General features: G+C 44.5%; 15 protein-coding genes. 3 read left to right on the forward strand and 12 right to left on the reverse strand.

What is annotated here, in order from left to right; translation table 11 throughout:
• Positions 1-7 precede the first annotated feature (7 nt).
• The 3 genes from MHI15_RS14975 (at position 8) to MHI15_RS14985 (ending at position 3790) form a co-directional block, all read left to right on the forward strand.
• Positions 8-1222, forward strand: a complete 1215-nt coding sequence (locus tag MHI15_RS14975; RefSeq protein ID WP_339190198.1) for an AGE family epimerase/isomerase — start codon at positions 8-10, stop codon at positions 1220-1222.
• Positions 1222-2394: a glycoside hydrolase family 130 protein gene (locus MHI15_RS14980; protein ID WP_339190196.1), complete on the forward strand. Its 1173-nt coding sequence runs from the start codon at positions 1222-1224 to the stop codon at positions 2392-2394. Before MHI15_RS14975 ends, MHI15_RS14980 begins: the two co-directional genes overlap by 1 nt.
• Before the next feature lie 493 nt (positions 2395-2887).
• Positions 2888-3790 carry a manganese catalase family protein gene (locus tag MHI15_RS14985; protein ID WP_036675571.1) on the forward strand — a complete coding sequence of 301 codons (903 nt, stop codon included), beginning with the start codon at positions 2888-2890 and terminating at the stop codon, positions 3788-3790.
• 62 nt (positions 3791-3852) lie between these two features.
• Here MHI15_RS14985 and MHI15_RS14990 read toward each other — a convergent pair whose 3' ends face one another.
• From MHI15_RS14990 to MHI15_RS15045, 12 genes are all read right to left on the reverse strand, one after another.
• Positions 3853-4413: a GNAT family N-acetyltransferase gene (locus tag MHI15_RS14990; RefSeq protein WP_339190194.1), complete on the reverse strand. Its 561-nt coding sequence runs from the start codon at positions 4411-4413 to the stop codon at positions 3853-3855.
• A 71-nt stretch (positions 4414-4484) separates the two neighbouring features.
• Positions 4485-5549 carry a LacI family DNA-binding transcriptional regulator gene (locus tag MHI15_RS14995; RefSeq protein ID WP_339190192.1) on the reverse strand — a complete coding sequence of 355 codons (1065 nt, stop codon included), beginning with the start codon at positions 5547-5549 and terminating at the stop codon, positions 4485-4487.
• Between the two features lie 45 nt (positions 5550-5594).
• Complete coding sequence (locus tag MHI15_RS15000; RefSeq protein ID WP_341088732.1) at positions 5595-6905, reverse strand: ABC transporter substrate-binding protein; 1311 nt, start codon at positions 6903-6905, stop codon at positions 5595-5597.
• Between the two features lie 22 nt (positions 6906-6927).
• Complete coding sequence (locus MHI15_RS15005) at positions 6928-8808, reverse strand: cache domain-containing sensor histidine kinase (RefSeq protein WP_076277086.1); 1881 nt, start codon at positions 8806-8808, stop codon at positions 6928-6930.
• 169 nt (positions 8809-8977) lie between these two features.
• Positions 8978-11164: a methyl-accepting chemotaxis protein gene (locus MHI15_RS15010; protein ID WP_248547696.1), complete on the reverse strand. Its 2187-nt coding sequence runs from the start codon at positions 11162-11164 to the stop codon at positions 8978-8980.
• Between the two features lie 319 nt (positions 11165-11483).
• Entirely contained in the window at positions 11484-12815 is a 1332-nt protein-coding gene (locus MHI15_RS15015; RefSeq protein ID WP_036675585.1) for a peptidase U32 family protein, read from the reverse strand.
• A gap of 99 nt (positions 12816-12914) precedes the next feature.
• Positions 12915-13847 carry a peptidase U32 family protein gene (locus tag MHI15_RS15020; protein ID WP_076126299.1) on the reverse strand — a complete coding sequence of 311 codons (933 nt, stop codon included), beginning with the start codon at positions 13845-13847 and terminating at the stop codon, positions 12915-12917.
• A gap of 56 nt (positions 13848-13903) precedes the next feature.
• Entirely contained in the window at positions 13904-14953 is a 1050-nt protein-coding gene (gene mltG, locus MHI15_RS15025) for an endolytic transglycosylase MltG (RefSeq protein ID WP_248547697.1), read from the reverse strand.
• Between the two features lie 172 nt (positions 14954-15125).
• Positions 15126-15434 (reverse strand): DUF1292 domain-containing protein, encoded by a 309-nt coding sequence (locus tag MHI15_RS15030; RefSeq protein ID WP_076104918.1) that lies wholly within the window; start codon positions 15432-15434, stop codon positions 15126-15128.
• Positions 15427-15735: a DUF1292 domain-containing protein gene (locus MHI15_RS15035; protein ID WP_038569507.1), complete on the reverse strand. Its 309-nt coding sequence runs from the start codon at positions 15733-15735 to the stop codon at positions 15427-15429. Before MHI15_RS15035 ends, MHI15_RS15030 begins: the two co-directional genes overlap by 8 nt.
• 13 nt (positions 15736-15748) lie before the next feature.
• Positions 15749-16168 (reverse strand): Holliday junction resolvase RuvX, encoded by a 420-nt coding sequence (gene ruvX, locus MHI15_RS15040; protein WP_036675598.1) that lies wholly within the window; start codon positions 16166-16168, stop codon positions 15749-15751.
• Entirely contained in the window at positions 16165-16440 is a 276-nt protein-coding gene (locus MHI15_RS15045) for an IreB family regulatory phosphoprotein (RefSeq protein ID WP_036675601.1), read from the reverse strand. The genes ruvX and MHI15_RS15045 overlap by 4 nt, the downstream gene beginning before the upstream one ends.
• Between the last annotated feature and the right edge of the window lie 217 nt (positions 16441-16657).

Consider the following 16657-nt stretch of genomic DNA (forward strand, 5'->3'; position numbering starts at 1 on the left):
GATTACAATGATTAATTCACCAGAATTATGGTTGACCCAACTTGAGGATGAGCTGCAGGATAATATTCTTAGTTTTTGGATGAAACAGACGAAGGATGAAGTAAACGGCGGTTTTGTAGGTGAAATCGACAATCAGCTGAACATTACTCCTAACGCAGAGAAAAGCCTTGTGCTTAATGCCCGGATCCTTTGGTCCTTTGCGAGCGCTTACCGGATCTACGGTAAACCGGAATATCTGGCGATGGCAGAACGTGCTTATACCTACCTGATGGAACACTTCATTGATAAAGAGTATGGCGGATTATACTGGATGGTGGATGCTGAGGGCAGACCTTCTCAAGAGAAAAAGCAGATCTATGGCCAATCCTTTGCTATCTACGCACTGGCTGAATTCTACCATGCGACCGGACGTCCAGAAGTCTTAGAGGATGCGATTCAATTATTCCAGCTAGTTGAAAAATACGGCTATGATTCTATTTATAAAGGTTATGTCGAAGCTTTATCACGGGAATGGCAAATCACTGATAACCTCAGTCTCAGCAGCAAAGATATGAATGAAAAAAAATCTATGAATACCCATCTGCATGTTCTGGAAGCGTATACCGGTCTCTATCGAGTATGGAAGTCGGAGGAACTAAAGAGCACGCTAACTGAGCTAATCGAAACGATGCTGGATCATATCATTGATCAGGAAGGCCAGCATTTTCATCTTTTCTTAGATGAAGCATGGAATGTGAAATCAGATATTATCTCCTACGGACATGACATCGAAGGAAGCTGGCTGCTGGTGGAAGCTGCTGAAACCCTTGGAGAAGAGCAGCTGCTGCAGCGTGTGCGAACAGTCGCTGTCTCCATGGCAGAAGCCGTTCTTGCGGAAGGTATAGATAGCGATGGAGGGATATGGAATGAAGCTGACCCAAGCGGGCTGCTGAGCAAAGATAAAGATTGGTGGCCGCAAGCTGAGGCGGTTGTTGGATTCTATAATGCTTATCAGCTGACTGGTGACAGCAAATTTAATGAGGCTGCCCAAGCCTCCTGGACTTTTATCGATAAATACATGGTGGATCACAAGCTGGGTGAATGGTACTGGGGCGTGGACGAGAACCTTCAGCCCCTGCCTCACGGATCAAAGGTTAGCGCCTGGAAATGTCCTTATCATAACAGCAGAGCCTGCTTCGAAATGATCGCACGACTGAAATCAACTATAAAGGAGACTGTCTAATGTCATCATTATTCCAAGAACGCAAACAACAATTAACAGAACGTTATGAAGCCCTGATCGCTCGCAAGAACGAAAAGCTTCCTTATGGAAACGGCATTTATGACCGATATGCTCATCCACTGCTAACTGCTGAGCATGCGCCCTTAATCTGGCGTTATGATTTTAACCCAGATACCAACCCTTATTTTGCCGAAAGAATTGGCGTCAACGGCGTCTTCAACCCGGGTGCTATTGCACTGAATGGCAAATTCTATCTTGTTGCTCGCGTGGAAGGCAATGACCGCAAATCTTTTTTCGCTGTAGCAGAAAGCGACAATGGCGTGGACGGCTTCCGCTTCTGGGATCATCCAGTTGTGCTGCCGGAGACAGAAGTTCCTGATATCAACGTCTACGACATGCGCCTCGTTAGCCATGAAGATGGTTGGATCTACGGCCTCTTCTGTACAGAACGCAAAGATCCAGAAGCTCCACATGGTGACCTTTCTAGCGCAGTAGCACAGTGTGGTATTGTTCGCACCAAAGATCTGAAGACCTGGGAACGTCTGGCGGATCTCGAAACAGGCTCTGCTCAGCAGCGTAATGTCGTGCTACACCCTGAATTTGTAGATGGAAAATACGCTTTCTACACTCGCCCACAAGATGGCTTTATCGATGCAGGTTCCGGTGGCGGTATTGGCTGGGGACTCTCGGATACAATTGAAGATGCCGTAATTACCAGCGAGACTATCATGGACGAACGCTACTACCATACCATCAAGGAAGTTAAAAATGGCCAAGGTCCAGCTCCAATCAAAACTGCAAAAGGCTGGCTGCATATTGCTCATGGTGTACGCAACACAGCTGCTGGACTCCGATACGTGCTATATGCTTTCTTGTCTGACCTGGATGAGCCAAACAAAGTTACTCATTCACCTGGTGGTCATTTCATCGCACCAGACGGTGAAGAACGTGTCGGCGATGTCTCCAATGTCGTGTTCTGTAATGGCGTGATTGCACTTGATAACGGTGAAATCTATATTTACTACGCCTCCTCCGACACTCGTATCCATGTGGCTACAACTACCGTTGACCAAATGTTAGATTATGTGCTGAACACTCCAGAGGATCCCCTTCGCTCTTATGCTTGTGTACAGCAACGTATTGCTCTTATTGATCGTAATTTAGCATTGTAAAAAAAGTTCATAAACCCTAAAAATCAACAGAGCAGCGATTCTCCTATATTAGGAGGATCGCTGCTCTGCGTTTTGATCATTCACTGTTTGCTTCAAGCGAATATCAATCATCCAGAGTAACTTAAGGACTCAGATGACGCTATTCACATGTATTTAGCCTTCAAAGTAAGTTTTCGGGCTCCAGGGGCGCTATTCCCTGAAAAGAGTCCCATTTGGGGCGTTTTCTAGGCCGATAGCTGCGCTGGAGTCCGTTAGCATTGTAAATATCGGATAATACTGCATATAGGGTCTGCTGTGTCCGTTAGCAGGTTACTATGCGTATTTGATTGTGGTTTTAATTGCGTATTTGATAGTATTTGCCGTTTGCCTTTTCGACACAAAAAGCCTTTTACATGACGCACATCCATACTTTCCAGCCCATTCATGAGTAATTCCTATAGATTAAGCTCAAAATAGGTCAGTAACCCCTAACTCCAAGGAGGCTGAGATATTAATGTTCAAACGTATGGATGAAATCATGATTGAGATTCCTGAAGTTGAGAAGCCCGATCCCAATGCTGCTGCCGCTGTTCAGGAATTACTTGGCGGAAAGTTCGGAGAAATGTCGACCCTTAACAATTACCTCTTTCAATCCTTTAATTTCCGTTCAAAAGACAAACTGAAGCCTTTTTATGATTTGGTGATGAGCATAACAGCGGAAGAGCTTGGCCATGTCGAGCTGGTTTCGCATGCCATCAACAAATGTCTTCGAGGGTCAACAAGTTATAAAGAGCCCGATTCCACCCCTCTAGGGTCCGCAAAAGATGCGCGTCTATCCTATCACTTTCTGGCTGGTGCACAAGGGGCTATGCCTTTTGATTCAACGGGGAACCCGTGGACGGGTGCAAACGTCTTTAATAGCGGAAACCTAGTGGAAGATCTGCTACATAACTTCTTCCTCGAATGCGGAGCCAGAACACATAAAATGAAGGTCTACGAAATGACTGACCATCCAGCTGCACGCGCTGTAGTCGGATTCCTTTTAGTCCGTGGTGGTGTCCACGTGGTCGCTTATGCCAAAGCCATCGAAGTGGCAACAGGTGTTAATGTAACTAAGCTCGTACCGATTCCTTCGTTAAATAATAAATCATTCAGTGAAGCAAAAAAATATGAAGAAAAAGGCGTGCATACCAAGCTATACACCTGGAGTGAAAGTGACTTCGGCGCCATCGATCAGATTTGGAAGGGAACCCACCCAGAGGATAATCTTCCGCTTGAAGTTATTCAAGGAGCCCCTAAAGGCTTTCCGATCCCCGTTGCTCCGGCAGTCGAAGAGGAATTCGCTCCCGGAATCTCCCCCGAAGACTTTAAAGAAATTGCCAAACGCCTCAAAATGGCTGGAAATATTACAGACTAATATTCATAGTGAATCTGGTGAGGAAGTTACCTACAATCTTCCTTACCCTAGATTCACTTTTTTTAATTGTACAAACTGCGGAACTCCTCTTCAAGCATGGACATCATAATCATGTTATGAAACTCTCCGTCTACATAAAGAGCATCCCGCTCCACACCGTCGCGTTGAAAACCAAGCTTCTCATAGACATGAACGGCTCTGGGGTTAAAAGTATATACGCCGAGATGGATGCGGTGCAGCTTCAAAGTTTCAAAGCCATATCGTAGCATTTGAATCATAGCTTCAGTACCGTAACCTTTACCCCGATGTTCATGCCCACAAATGCCGATCCGGATATTTGCACTACGATTGTCCGGATCTATTTCATTTAGTACCACTTCTCCAATGAGTTCACCCGTGTCCTTTACTATAATCATAAGATCCACACGATCCTCGGCTGGAACACTAATCTTACGAATCCAAGCTGCCGTCTGCTCACGGGAGAAATCTTCTTGCGATCCTGTTAATTGCCCCATCTCAACATCAAGCAAAAAATTATAATAAGCCTCCAGATCGGATGCTTGCACACCGCGTAGTTGAATCTGTTCGCCTTCAATCTTTGGCATGGCAACTGATTCTGTCATAACTAAACTCCCCCTTACTCAAGCAAAACTAGATTCCATGGCTTTTATATACTTTTTAGATCAACATAGTTCTAGTCTCGCGGCTTATCCACGGAATCACGATGTACAATATCCGCTGCAATAAGAATTTTCTCAAGCGGTGCAGAAGGATTATGAATACGGCTCAGAAGTTTCTCCACTGCGGCTCGGCCCATCGCTTCTTTAGGAACATGAACAGTTGTAAGCGGTGGAACGCCTCTTAAGGCATCCTCAATATTATCAAAGCCAGTAACCGAGATATCCTCCGGAATATTAAACCCTTCTTCCTTGAGGATGTCACTGACCGAAAGGGCTGTGGAGTCGTTAGCGCAAACCAAGGCTGTCGGGAGTGTTTTGACTTTTTTACGCTTATTCACCCAGTTTTTAAAATCCTCCTGAAATAAGTCTTCCTCCACCCCTTCCAGAAAAAGATTCGCATCATCTTCCAAAGGCAGTCTTATTCCGCTCTCCTCCAGCGCACTCCGGAAGCCAATCCACCGGTCGCGGAAACTGCGTGAGAATCCAATATTGCCGATAAAATGCATTTGGGTATGGCCTGTGCCCATCAAATGATTCGTAAGTCGAGCCATAGAATCCACATTATTCGCAAACACGGTATCACTTGGAATTAGCGGATCTTCATGGTCAATCAACACCATCGGCAAACCAATACGGTGTACCTCAAGCAGCAAGGAAGTAGAGATTTGGCCCACACCTATCAAACCAAGGATTCCATTGGGATTCAAAATATTAACGAAATTATCCGCACGGTTCTCGGAGATAATGACCATCCCAAGCCCTTCCTGATCCAGCGCAATCGCAATACCATCCACAATTTTTCCCCAATACAAGGAATCCTGCGTCTGAGAACGAATATTCGGCATTAACACCAGCACGGATTGCTTATTCCGATCCCCGCCACCTACCGGGGGGGTGCGTTTTATGCCTTGGACAAAAGCATTTTTCTGCGTAAAATAACCCAGCTGCGATGCCGCTTGAATCACTCGTTCTCTTGTCGTCTCATTAACGCCGCCCTTACCCGAAAGTGACTTGGAGACAACGAATTTGGATACGCCGAGATGATCAGCGATTTTTTGCATGGTGACCTTTTTAGCCATATATAACCCTCCAGAGAATGTCATCAAATTTATGTAGTACTAACTTTAAGGCTGAGAAGTTTGTGACGCTCCTGCCCGCGCTTCCTTCCATTTTGCATTTAATTCGTCAAAAGCCTTTTGTAAATCAGGCGCAGCCAGTAACTCCTGAATATAATCCCCGGACCAAAAGGATAGCTTGGCTCTATTCGCCAGCTCGATGAACGCATCACTTTGTACAGTAGCATCGAGTAGCTTAGGCTTATAAGATAAAAACTCACGATACTGCGACATAGAGGGATTCAAGCTTCCATCTGCCGGAAGAAATCCCCAATCATCTCGATAGGAAGTCTCCTTCACAAAAAAATTCAACCACGCCATAGCAAGCTCTTTGTTCTTGGTATATTTACTAACCCCCATGAACCAATCTGGATTGATCGGCGCATAATGAGCACTGCTATTATCATACGGAAACGGGAAGAATCCAATATCATCCGGGGCAGCCCCCACATCAAGGACTTGTCCAATCGTCCAATTTCCCAGTAAATACATCCCTGCTTGACCTTTAGCTAGCTTAGTCTTCGATATCTCCCAATTGTTCGAGAATAGTTCATCTTCAACATAGCCTTTACCAATTAAGGTTCGAGCAATGGAAATTGATTTCCCCCACTCATTATCAAGCTGCCACGGGCTATCCTCATTTACCATATTATTTAGATACTCTGGATTACCTGTCATATAGTTAACCAAACTGTTTCCCCATTCACGTAAAGGCCAGACGGCTCCATAATTCATATATAGGGGGATAATACCCGCTTGTTTTAATTTCGCACAAGCTTCGTAGAATTCATCCAGCGTCTTAGGAACAGTAGCTATTCCTGCTTTTTCGAATGCCTTTTTATTATAGACAATCCCAACCGTAGTAGTCCCCGTGGACAGCCCATAACGTTTGCCGTTATACGTAGCAAAAGAGGTGAAACGCTCACTAGCGGCGGTTTCTTCATCCAGCGGTTCGAAAAAATAATCCAGCTCCTTTGACGGAAGATTCACCGGAAGCAACAGTACATCACCGGCATCTTTCGTGGACAGCCGTACCAGAATATCCGTTGCATAATTGGACAAGCCTTCAAATTCCACATTGGCTTCGGGGTATCTCTGTTTAAATTGGTCCGCGTATCCTTGAAAAGTTCCGTTCTCAATCAGATCTATTCGATTGGTCATCATGACTATGGTGCCGGACAAGTCAGACTTCACCTCGTCTCCAACTGGAGGCGGAGTGGATTCCGTCTGCTTATTGTTATTGGCACAGCTACTACTCAATAACACTAAGAGAAGTAACAGTATGGTCCGCATAGTCCATTCTAATTTCAACCCCTTCAACGGACAGCCCCCTCTTATTTCGTTACTCAGGTAAGCCAATTAATTCCTGTTCCAGTAATGGCAGCGACAAAATAACATCGGTCCCTCGTCCAAGCTCACTATATACCTGGATCCCAAATGCCGCTCCATAATGAAGACGCACTCGCTGCTGTACATTTTTCATGCCTATCCCCCCGTTAATGCTTTTCTTAGGAGGACTTTCGTTCTGCAGCCCATCATTCAATTTCTCCAAAGTCTTCTCATCCATTCCGATCCCGTCGTCTTTAATATGAAACAACAGCATTTGCTCTGTAATCTCGCAGCGGATGCTTAAATGCATTTGCGGCTTATTATCATCTAAGCCATGGTAAGCTGCATTCTCAATGATAGGCTGGAAGACCAGCTTGATAATAGAGTAATTATCTAACGACTTCGGCACATCGATATCCAGTAAAAAACGGTTAGGATAACGATAGTTCAGCAGCTCGACGTAATTACGCACATACCCAAGCTCTTGCTTCAATGTCGTATTACCACTCAGATCACTTGTACTGTACCGTAGCAGTTTGCCCAGAATAGAGATCATATCCGCAGCTTCGACATCATCATTCAGCTCGGCGGTCATTCGGATGGACTCCAGTGTGTTATAGATAAAATGAGGATTGATTTGACTCTGCAGCGCATGAAGCTCTGCTTCCTTTTTCTGTTCTTCTATGCGGTAAATATCCTGAATTAGCTGCCTGATTCGGGCTAACATACGATTAAATTGATGCCCTAGCAGACCAATTTCGTCACGCCGTTTAACTCTGAACATCACATCCAGATCGCCGCCCTGAACTTTTTTCATCAATTGAATCATTTGAGTCAGCGATTTAGTAAGGGCAACGGAAAGAATAATCGAAATAATTAACGCCAGTACTATGATACTTAATGTAGCAGCAAGTGTTGTATTACGGGTCAGCTTCACATCACGCATCAGTACATCAACAGGAATAGAGATAATTACCTTCCAATTGGTTTTGGTAGAGCCAGAGTAAATATTCAACCGCTCTTTTCCGTTGACTGTATCATAAAAGCTTCCAGAAATGCCTCCAACTCTTTTGAACAAGTCTGAATCAGAAATATCTGTGGCCAGCAGCTTCTTGTCGCTGTCGTAGATGACCATTCCCTTCTCATCCACAATCAACGACTTCCCATGGGTGACTTTATCCAGCTCCGTAACTTGATTCTCCAAATTGCTAATATTCGCTTCAACCGCAATCAGCCCGATTGGATTTAACAAGCCATCCACGATTTTGCGAACAACGGTAAAAGCATATCGGGTGCTCTGCAGATTACTTGTATACGCTTGAGTACCGAACAATAATGCTTCTCCGCTGGAATCCTTAGTCTGCTGGCTCCAGTATTTATAGCTTTGCTCGAGATCAAGTCGTACGCCACCATCCTTCGCAGAATAATAACCATTTCCGTAAGCGTCAAAAATATAAACCGAGTTCGCACCTCGCTTAATATTGTTAATAAACGAAATGTTGCCCTCTATCCCCCGTTGAATGGACAACAGAAGATCAAAATCACCGGGCGACAAAGCAGCACTCCCAGTTGCGCCTCCCATAATCTTTTTCTGCTCATGGTAGTTGTTCGAACGTATTAAATTCTGTTTGATATCATTCACATAGGCGGGCATAGATGAAATACGCTTCATATCTTCGATATAATCGTCTACTCCATCCATCATTTGATCGATTAATTTCTCAGAATAAGCAATGGTGTTCCCCTGAATAGATTCTGAGTAGCTCTTGAAGGTAAATACACTGATGAAGGATAGCGGGAGGGTAATGATAATTAAAAAGACGAGGAGCAGCTTGCGTTCCATGCTCATGTCCCCGATAACGGACCACCAGCCAGAGATGCGTCTACCTTTCATTTGGTCCTTCTCCTTAATACTTTTTACCTAACTTGTTATTAAATTATAACAAATACCTAACAAAGTTATTATACGGTGTAGTTCTTCATTACACAACAACAAACCGCCTCTTCATGTTGAAGAAGCGGTTTTGTTAGGTAAACAATTTAGAAATTAGTGATGAATCCACTCATTTTATAGTGAATAATGACAGCTTGTCCTTCAATTGACCTGAAGCACTTTCCAGCTTGCCAGATAATGAAACGAGTTGATCACTTACATTTTGCTGTTCATTACTGAGTGAAGCTACTTCTTGGGAAGTTGCTGAAGATTGCTCAGCTACAGCGCTAACGTTCCCCATAGCCTCTGACAACACACCTTGCGAATGATTCAGACTGCTGATCGCTGTCGTCACCGATTCCAGGCTTGTTATGAATTCATCCATCTGTCCTTTTACGGACAGGAAGATATCACTTGTACTCTTCACGGAGCTTACTTGTTCTTTAAACAGTGGTGCTACTTCGGATAATACAGCTTCCGTTTCGTTCATTTCCGCCATGATCTTATCCGTAATTCCAGCAACAAGGGCAATAGATTGTTTCGATTGGTCAGCAAGCTGCCGCACTTCACCCGCAACTACCATGAAGCCCTTACCAGCTTCTCCTGCACGAGCGGCTTCTATTGTTGCATTTAACGATAAGATATTCGTCTGTTGTGTGATACTCTTCATCACATCCAACACCTTAATTACGGAGAATACTGTCTCCTTCAGGTGGTTGACACGTTCGACAAGTGCACTTGTTTTTTCTCCAGTGCGGCTAGTCTGATCCAGCAGGTCAGTTAATTGCTTAGCGCCTTGAGCACTAGCTTCACCAACCCCACGTGCTGCTTCATCCATCTCAGTGTTGGCATATATTACAGTCTGCATTTGCGTAGCAATCACATCTGTTAGCTCATTACCTCGTTCAGCTTCAAGCGCCAGACTGCCTGCCCCACCGGCAATTTCTTCCGTGGCGGCTGCGATTTCCTTCGCAGAAATAGCTGTCTTCCGTGAGGCTTCACCAAGCTCACCAGCGGTCTCCAGCACATCCCGAGCGGTTTCTGTCGTTTGCGATACAAGCTCAGTAATACGCTCCATCATCACGTTAAAGGAAGCTGATAGCTGGCCAATTTCATCTTTAGAGACATATTCTGTACGTACACTTAGATCACCACCTGCACCTTGTACCATAAGATCCTTCAAGCGTGCTAGAGGGCGAGCAATCATACGCACCATCCAGATCCCGATTACTATGGCTAGCAGAGCCGCACCAGCAGCCGCAATAAAAGTAGTCAACAGAATCGGACGTGCTTCTTTTACTAGCTCATCTGTTGGGACTACTCCTGCCAACTTCCAATCCGCCCGGATCATTGGATTAAAGACAGCAAGGATTTCTTTCCCGTTTGTATCCTTCTCATCCAAGCTTTTGTTATCCTTTTTACTTGCCTGAATAAAAGCGAACTCTGAAGGTTTACCATCGTCTTTTGAATCCGAAGAAGCTACTACGGTTCCATCAGGAGTGACAAGTTGAATTCGAGAGCCATCTCCCAGCTGTACACTTGCGAATGATTCCTCCAGCAATGTATTCTTCAACACAAGGATGACTATGTATCCTGTACCTGAGCCCAGGGTTTTGAGAGATCTTGCCATAGCAATATTTTTGTCTCCATCACCTTGAACAGCTGTCGAGAACCATATGTTCTTGGCTGCATCACCATCACCTTTAGAATAGTAGGATTCATAAGATGCAGTGTTGTCGACAATCTTCTTATACCATTCTTGTTCTCTTATGTTATCTAACTTAATGCCGCCACTGCCACTTGTAACAATATCTTGATCAGGCGACTCCGGGATCAAAGAAACACTAAGAATATTAGAATCCGTTGTAATCTGACTGGATAACTTTTTACTTACTGCGCTTGTAGCTTCAAATTTCTCATAGGAAGATTGTGCAGTCACTAAAGACTTCAAATCTTCTTGCATCTGCGCATCAAAATAAAGCTGTAAAGCCAAGTTCTCGTACTGTTTCAAAGTAATATCTAACTTTTCTGAGGTCTGAATAATAGTCTGACGGTAGGCTTCCGATACGTTGTTCTTAATTGTCTTCTTGGCTTTTGAATAAGATAGCAGTCCAAGTGCCATTACCACAATTACAATTGCACACAAAAATATCAGGAATATCTTCACGCCAACAGATTCCATAGGATTAACTCTTTTGATCTGTCCCCGCAAATCTATCCCATTCTTCAAATTAAACTTAGGTGTCTTAACTGCCCCTTCAATCTTGCTTGTTTCCTTGTTTCCTGTGATCGCCGATTTCTTATTCTTTTTATTCATGCTAAACCTTCTCTCATTATGCTTTTCACTAATACTATCTTGATCAGGATCCCCCATCTTGATCACCTACCCGCTAATATTAGAATACGCATGAAAGCGTTAACCAATATATATATCGGCGTATTAGGTCTTTTTCCTTAGCTTTACGAGACTTTTTTTACAACTTTTAACCTATGTATGTTTAAACATAATAAATAGCTTGCTGCACCTCCTCTCTTGGAGATATTTGTTAATCCCTAATATATATAACTTATTGTTTGCTTTGTCAAAAAGAAAAACAGGGAGGCTCTTGGATGACCAAAGGCTTCCCTGTTTTTTATTAAAACTTCTTCTTACGCATCATATCAAAGTATGCAACCGGTTGATCTACCTTCATACGAATAGGTTGCAGTGGATGACGGGCAGCATCAAGCGAATTGCCTTTCTCATCCCATATTTCGCCAACCGTTTGCTTGAAGAACGTATCGTTAGGTCCAAAGAATTCTACTTCCTGACCTGGCTTAAAGTGATTGCGCTGTTGAACTAGTGCCGTACCACTTTCAGCATCATATTCAATTACAAGTCCGGCAAAATCATACGGAGCTGCTTTTTCTTCAGGCTCATAGATATGATCTTCATGATCCGGAGTATCATAGAAGAATCCTGTGTTTAGCGGACGGTTAGCGGCTTTATTAAGCTCATCCAGCCATTCCTGCTTCAATTCATACCCTTCCGGATCTGCCATATAAGCATCAATGGCTTTACGATATGCATTAACGACAGTAGCCACATAGTGGATTGACTTCATTCGTCCTTCGATCTTGAAGCTGTCGATGCCCACTTCAATCAGTTCAGGTATACTTTCCAGCATACACAAATCCTTAGAGCCCATGGAGAAGGGATTATCTCCTTGCTGATGCAGTGGAATCTGAGTTACCCCTGGAAGCAAAGGAGCTGGAGATTTCGCTTCAGCCTGCTCTTCCTCAGACACCCAAGTCCCTTCCGGACGTGCATCCTCAAACAAATCATATTTCCAGCGGCAAGACTGGCAACAGCCCCCGCGATTGGAATCACGGTCGGTGAAATGGTTGGACAAAACACAACGACCCGAATACGAGGAACACATTGCACCATGGATGAAGCTTTCGATTTCAATGTCGACATGTTTTTTAATCTCAGCGATCTCTTCCAGGCTTGTCTCACGGCCCAAAACAACACGCGGAAGCCCCTCTTCCTTCCAGAAGGACACCGCTTGCCAGTTCAACGTAGACTGCTGTGTACTCAAATGCACTTCAAGACCAGGCACTAACCGGCGTGCTGTATCTACAATGATTGGATCAGCTACGATAATAGCAGCAATGCCAGCTTCATATAAGTTACGCAGGTATTCTTCAATTCCCGCGACATCTTCATTGTGAGCATAAATGTTTGTTGCAACAAATACCTTAGCGCCATATTTCTTGGCAAATTCAACACCTTCGCGCATTTCCTCAAAGCTGAAATTATCTGCGCCGGAACGCAAGCCGTATTGTTGTCCTCCGATATAAACAGCATCCGCACCATAGTGTACTGCGAACTTCAATTTTTCCAAATTACCAGCCGGAGCGAGGAGCTCCGGTTTGTCCAGACGGTAACGTTTGCCCTTATATTGCGGCTTTGTCATGGTTCCCATTCCTGTTCTCCCCTCCATCGCCCACAAAGCTAAGTCACATGCTATAAATGCTGTACCTAATCTTCGTGGGGACCTATAACCTCTTTATTTTTGTCAAACTTAATATACTTGCTCTTTATAGAAAAATCCGAAGCTTAACTCCCGTTCAGGGTCCTGCACCGTTCTGATTACATCCATCCATTCCTCATTGAAGGCATAACCTTCCGGATCAGCCGCATAAAGATCTATAGCTTTACGATAAGTCTTCACAACCGTTACGTTATACGCTATCGATTTCAAGAGTCCCTCAATCTTAAGGCTGTGTATACCTGCAGCCATCAGAATATGCAGATCCTCCAAAATACAAATATCATCCGAGCTCATAATATGAGTGCCGTTCTCGTCTTCATAAATCGGGAATTTCTGGTCATCTCGTTCTTCTTCAATCAGAAATAGTCCGCGTTCCTTCCCGAGACTTCCTCCATCACTAGGACGGCCTTGATGTGACATATAGCTTTCAACAAGCTTCCGCTTGGAATGGTATATATTGGTCATTCCATGAACCTGCACCTGTGCCTCAATCTCCAAAAGCGGAACCATTTCCGTCATTTCATCCATATTCAGCTCACGGGCCAGCACAACGCGAGAAGCCCCCTTGCGTCCCCAATAATTCGCGGTCGCATAGTTGGTGGAAGTCATTTCCGCATTCCAGTGCAGCTTCATTGCTGGCGCTTCTTTCTTCACAGTGGTTAACACTGCTGGATCCCCGAATTCAACACCATCAATGCCAAGCTCACCTAAAGCCTTCACATAGGCAGGAAGCTCATCCAGCAGACGGTTGGACATCAGCCCACCCAAGCTTGCATACACTTTGCAGCCTCGCGAATGTGCCATTTCTACGACAGTCGCTGTATCCTCCAGAGAGAAATGTCCAGCAAGCCGCATCCCAAAACGGTCATCCCCAATGAGCAACGCATCTGCTCCGGCATCCAGCAGAGCAGCAGCTTCCTCCAAGGACGCTGCCGTTACCAGCAATTCCGGTTTGTTAGTCATGTTGTACCTCCTACTTGTACGGTTATTTCAACCGCACCACTCTTCATTTTAATAGTTTATTTCGATTCTTGCTTACTTTTTTCGATATTGGCTAAATGTTCCTTGTAGGTCTTAGCAAATAAATGGCCCTGTGTACCATCTTTTTTGGTCACATAGAAGTAATATTCAGAAGCTTCTGGTTCGAGTGCCGCTTGAATGGACTCCAGCCCCGGATTACTAATAGGTCCCGGAGGAAGTCCAATATTCTTATACGTATTATATGGACTATCAACTTCCAAATCTTTATACAAAAGTCTTTCCTTCTGCTTATTGAGTAAATATTGAACGGTAGCGTCGATCTCCAGCTTCTGCTCTTTCTTTAGGCGGTTATAAATAACACCAGCCACAAGCGGACGTTCACTATCCACCACAACTTCCCGCTCAACCAGCGAAGCTACGGTCAACAGTTCATGCAGAGACAATCCACGCGTTTCTAGCTTTTGCTGCCAGTTAGGAATCGTATCTAGCTTCTTCTGGAACTGATCCAAAAGCGCTTCTACAACTTCCTGGGGCGTGCTATCTTTGGCCAGTTCATAGGTTTCGGGGAATAAATATCCTTCAAGACGGTGGCGTAGATTCTTATCCTGCGGGATACCCAGAATATCAATCCCCTTCAAACCTGCACCAGTATCCATAATTTCAAGAAAAGTAGCCGCATCCTGATTCCAGGCTTCAGCGAGCTTCTTAGCGATCTGCTCAGCAGTATATCCTTCGGGGATAGTAAAGACCACAGTTTCTTCCTTAACTACATCACCTGCATTTAATCTTGCAATGAGTTCATCATAGCTGTCACCGGGCTTAGCGATATAAGTACCTGCTTTGAAGCTAGAGCCTTCTTTAGTCCATTTCAAATATCCCTTAAAAAAAAGACTCTTACGGATAATGCCATTTTGCTCAAGCAGATCAGCAATCTCCGCACTTCCCATGCCCTTCTCTATCGTAAATGTTACAGCAGGACCTGCAGGCTCTACCGGCTGCATCCCGTTCCAAATGTACCATGCGCCCCCACCTCCTGCTGCTACCAGCAAAAGAATAATGATTAACACAGTACGGATTGCGGATTTCAAGTCTGGTTCCTCACTTTCCGACTATAAAGTATAAAAGTGTATTGCCTAAAATTCAATATATATTTCCTTAGATTGATGTATATAGGATATTGCTCGCATTTCAAGCAAAAAGAGCGCGGAATTCTCCGCCCTCTTCCGTGCCCATCATAAATGTAACGTACATGTTTAAGTTTTATTCAGCGCCATCTGCTGGAAAAGTCATCTCATCGTATAGCTCAGAGATGTCTTCCCACTCTTCATCGTCCATAATGCTCTCTAATTCCGGAAGTCCGTCAGAAGAGACAACGATACGCAGGATTTCATACTCCACGTCTTTGCCAGAGCCTTTCAGCACTGCATATCCGCGATCACCGACTTCAAATTCGGCGATAATATCGTAAATGGAAGATTTGCCTTGCTCATCTTCCAGTTCTACAGTTTCTCCGTAGGCTTCTTTAAGCCGTGAAGTCCATACCGCTTGATCAGCGGATATCTCAGTCATTCTCCGATCCTCCGTCCAACTCGTCGACCAGTGTGTTGAAAGTCTCTTCGACAATCGCCCACTCCTCGTCATTATCGATCATGAACAATTGAAGATCGTCGCCTTCTTCCACATAACGGAACGCGTATACCTCATCGGTTTCCTCGTCCTCGGAGTCTAGCGGAACCACCATCATATACTTAGCGTCCGAGCCATCAACCTCAAACTTCATAATGACCTCGAATTCCTCTTCATTACCTTCCTCATCGGGAATATAGATAATTTCCGGTTCTTCCTCTTGGCCAATCTGTTCGTTTGTCATATCCTCGCACCCCTCACCTTTTACTGTTAGCATCCAAAAAATTTTGCAAAATCAGGGCTGCAGCCATTTTATCCACAATCCCCTTGCGTTTCTTCCGGCTGACGTCCCCTTCAATCAGCACCCGCTCTGCGGATACCGTCGTCAGACGCTCATCCCAAAGGTGTACGGGCATTTCTAACTCTTCCCGTAGCTTATCAGCGAACTCTATACAGATTTCGCCCCGGGGTCCTACTGAGCCGTTCATATTCTTCGGTAGACCAACTACAATCTCTCCAATTTCGTGCTCTGCAACAAGTTCACGAATGCGTTCGAACTCATTACCCGTACCTCGGCGCTCAATCGTTTCAAGAGCTTGCGCCGTCCAGCCAAAAACATCACTTGTGGCTACACCGATTCTACGGTCGCCGTAATCTAAACCTAACTTCTTCTTCATTTCGGATTGTCCACCCTGTGATTGACGAGATAGAATCTAACCAGCTCTTCAATCAGCTCATCACGTTCTTTTCTCCGGACCAAACTTCTCGCATTGTTATGGCGCGGAATGTAAGCCGGATCTCCGGAAAGAAGATACCCTACGATCTGATTGATCGGATGATACTCTTTCTCCACCAGTGCATCGTATACTGCTAGCAATATTTCCTGGGGAGAAGCTTCCTTTTCGTCGCCCTTCACATTGAATTTGACCGTTTTGTCCATGGAGTCCATTTGTGACACCTTCCTTCTGCAAAATCGCCTTTTGGGACGGCTTCGCAAAGTTGCTACTGTGCAGCTCGCTTGCTTCCTTTATCATAACATATTCATGCCCCAACGAGGAAATCCTGCCCGTTATTAACGCTTTTTTTGGCATTTTCTCTACAAAAATTATGATATTTTTGGCTTTTAAGCTATTGTCAAGCACAATTATTCATGAATATCTAACATC

It is taken from the genome of Paenibacillus sp. FSL H7-0918 (genome assembly GCF_038007025.1).
GTDB lineage: Bacteria > Bacillota > Bacilli > Paenibacillales > Paenibacillaceae > Paenibacillus_AQ > Paenibacillus_AQ odorifer.

Excerpts from the sequence above, each read along its gene's own strand:
- ruvX (WP_036675598.1), bottom strand. The coding sequence starts at position 16,168 with ATGAAGAAGAAGTTAGGTTTAGATTACGGCGACCGTAGAATCGGTGTA.
- MHI15_RS15035 (WP_038569507.1), bottom strand. The coding sequence starts at position 15,735 with ATGACAAACGAACAGATTGGCCAAGAGGAAGAACCGGAAATTATCTAT.
- MHI15_RS14995 (WP_339190192.1), bottom strand. The coding sequence starts at position 5,549 with ATGGCTAAAAAGGTCACCATGCAAAAAATCGCTGATCATCTCGGCGTA.
- MHI15_RS15010 (WP_248547696.1), bottom strand. The coding sequence starts at position 11,164 with ATGAATAAAAAGAATAAGAAATCGGCGATCACAGGAAACAAGGAAACA.
- MHI15_RS14975 (WP_339190198.1), top strand. The coding sequence starts at position 8 with ATGATTAATTCACCAGAATTATGGTTGACCCAACTTGAGGATGAGCTG.
- MHI15_RS14985 (WP_036675571.1), top strand. The coding sequence starts at position 2,888 with ATGTTCAAACGTATGGATGAAATCATGATTGAGATTCCTGAAGTTGAG.
- MHI15_RS15005 (WP_076277086.1), bottom strand. The coding sequence starts at position 8,808 with ATGAAAGGTAGACGCATCTCTGGCTGGTGGTCCGTTATCGGGGACATG.
- MHI15_RS14980 (WP_339190196.1), top strand. The coding sequence starts at position 1,222 with ATGTCATCATTATTCCAAGAACGCAAACAACAATTAACAGAACGTTAT.
- MHI15_RS15045 (WP_036675601.1), bottom strand. The coding sequence starts at position 16,440 with ATGGACTCCATGGACAAAACGGTCAAATTCAATGTGAAGGGCGACGAA.
- MHI15_RS15020 (WP_076126299.1), bottom strand. The coding sequence starts at position 13,847 with ATGACTAACAAACCGGAATTGCTGGTAACGGCAGCGTCCTTGGAGGAA.
- MHI15_RS14990 (WP_339190194.1), bottom strand. The coding sequence starts at position 4,413 with ATGACAGAATCAGTTGCCATGCCAAAGATTGAAGGCGAACAGATTCAA.
- MHI15_RS15030 (WP_076104918.1), bottom strand. The coding sequence starts at position 15,434 with ATGACTGAGATATCCGCTGATCAAGCGGTATGGACTTCACGGCTTAAA.
- MHI15_RS15015 (WP_036675585.1), bottom strand. The coding sequence starts at position 12,815 with ATGGGAACCATGACAAAGCCGCAATATAAGGGCAAACGTTACCGTCTG.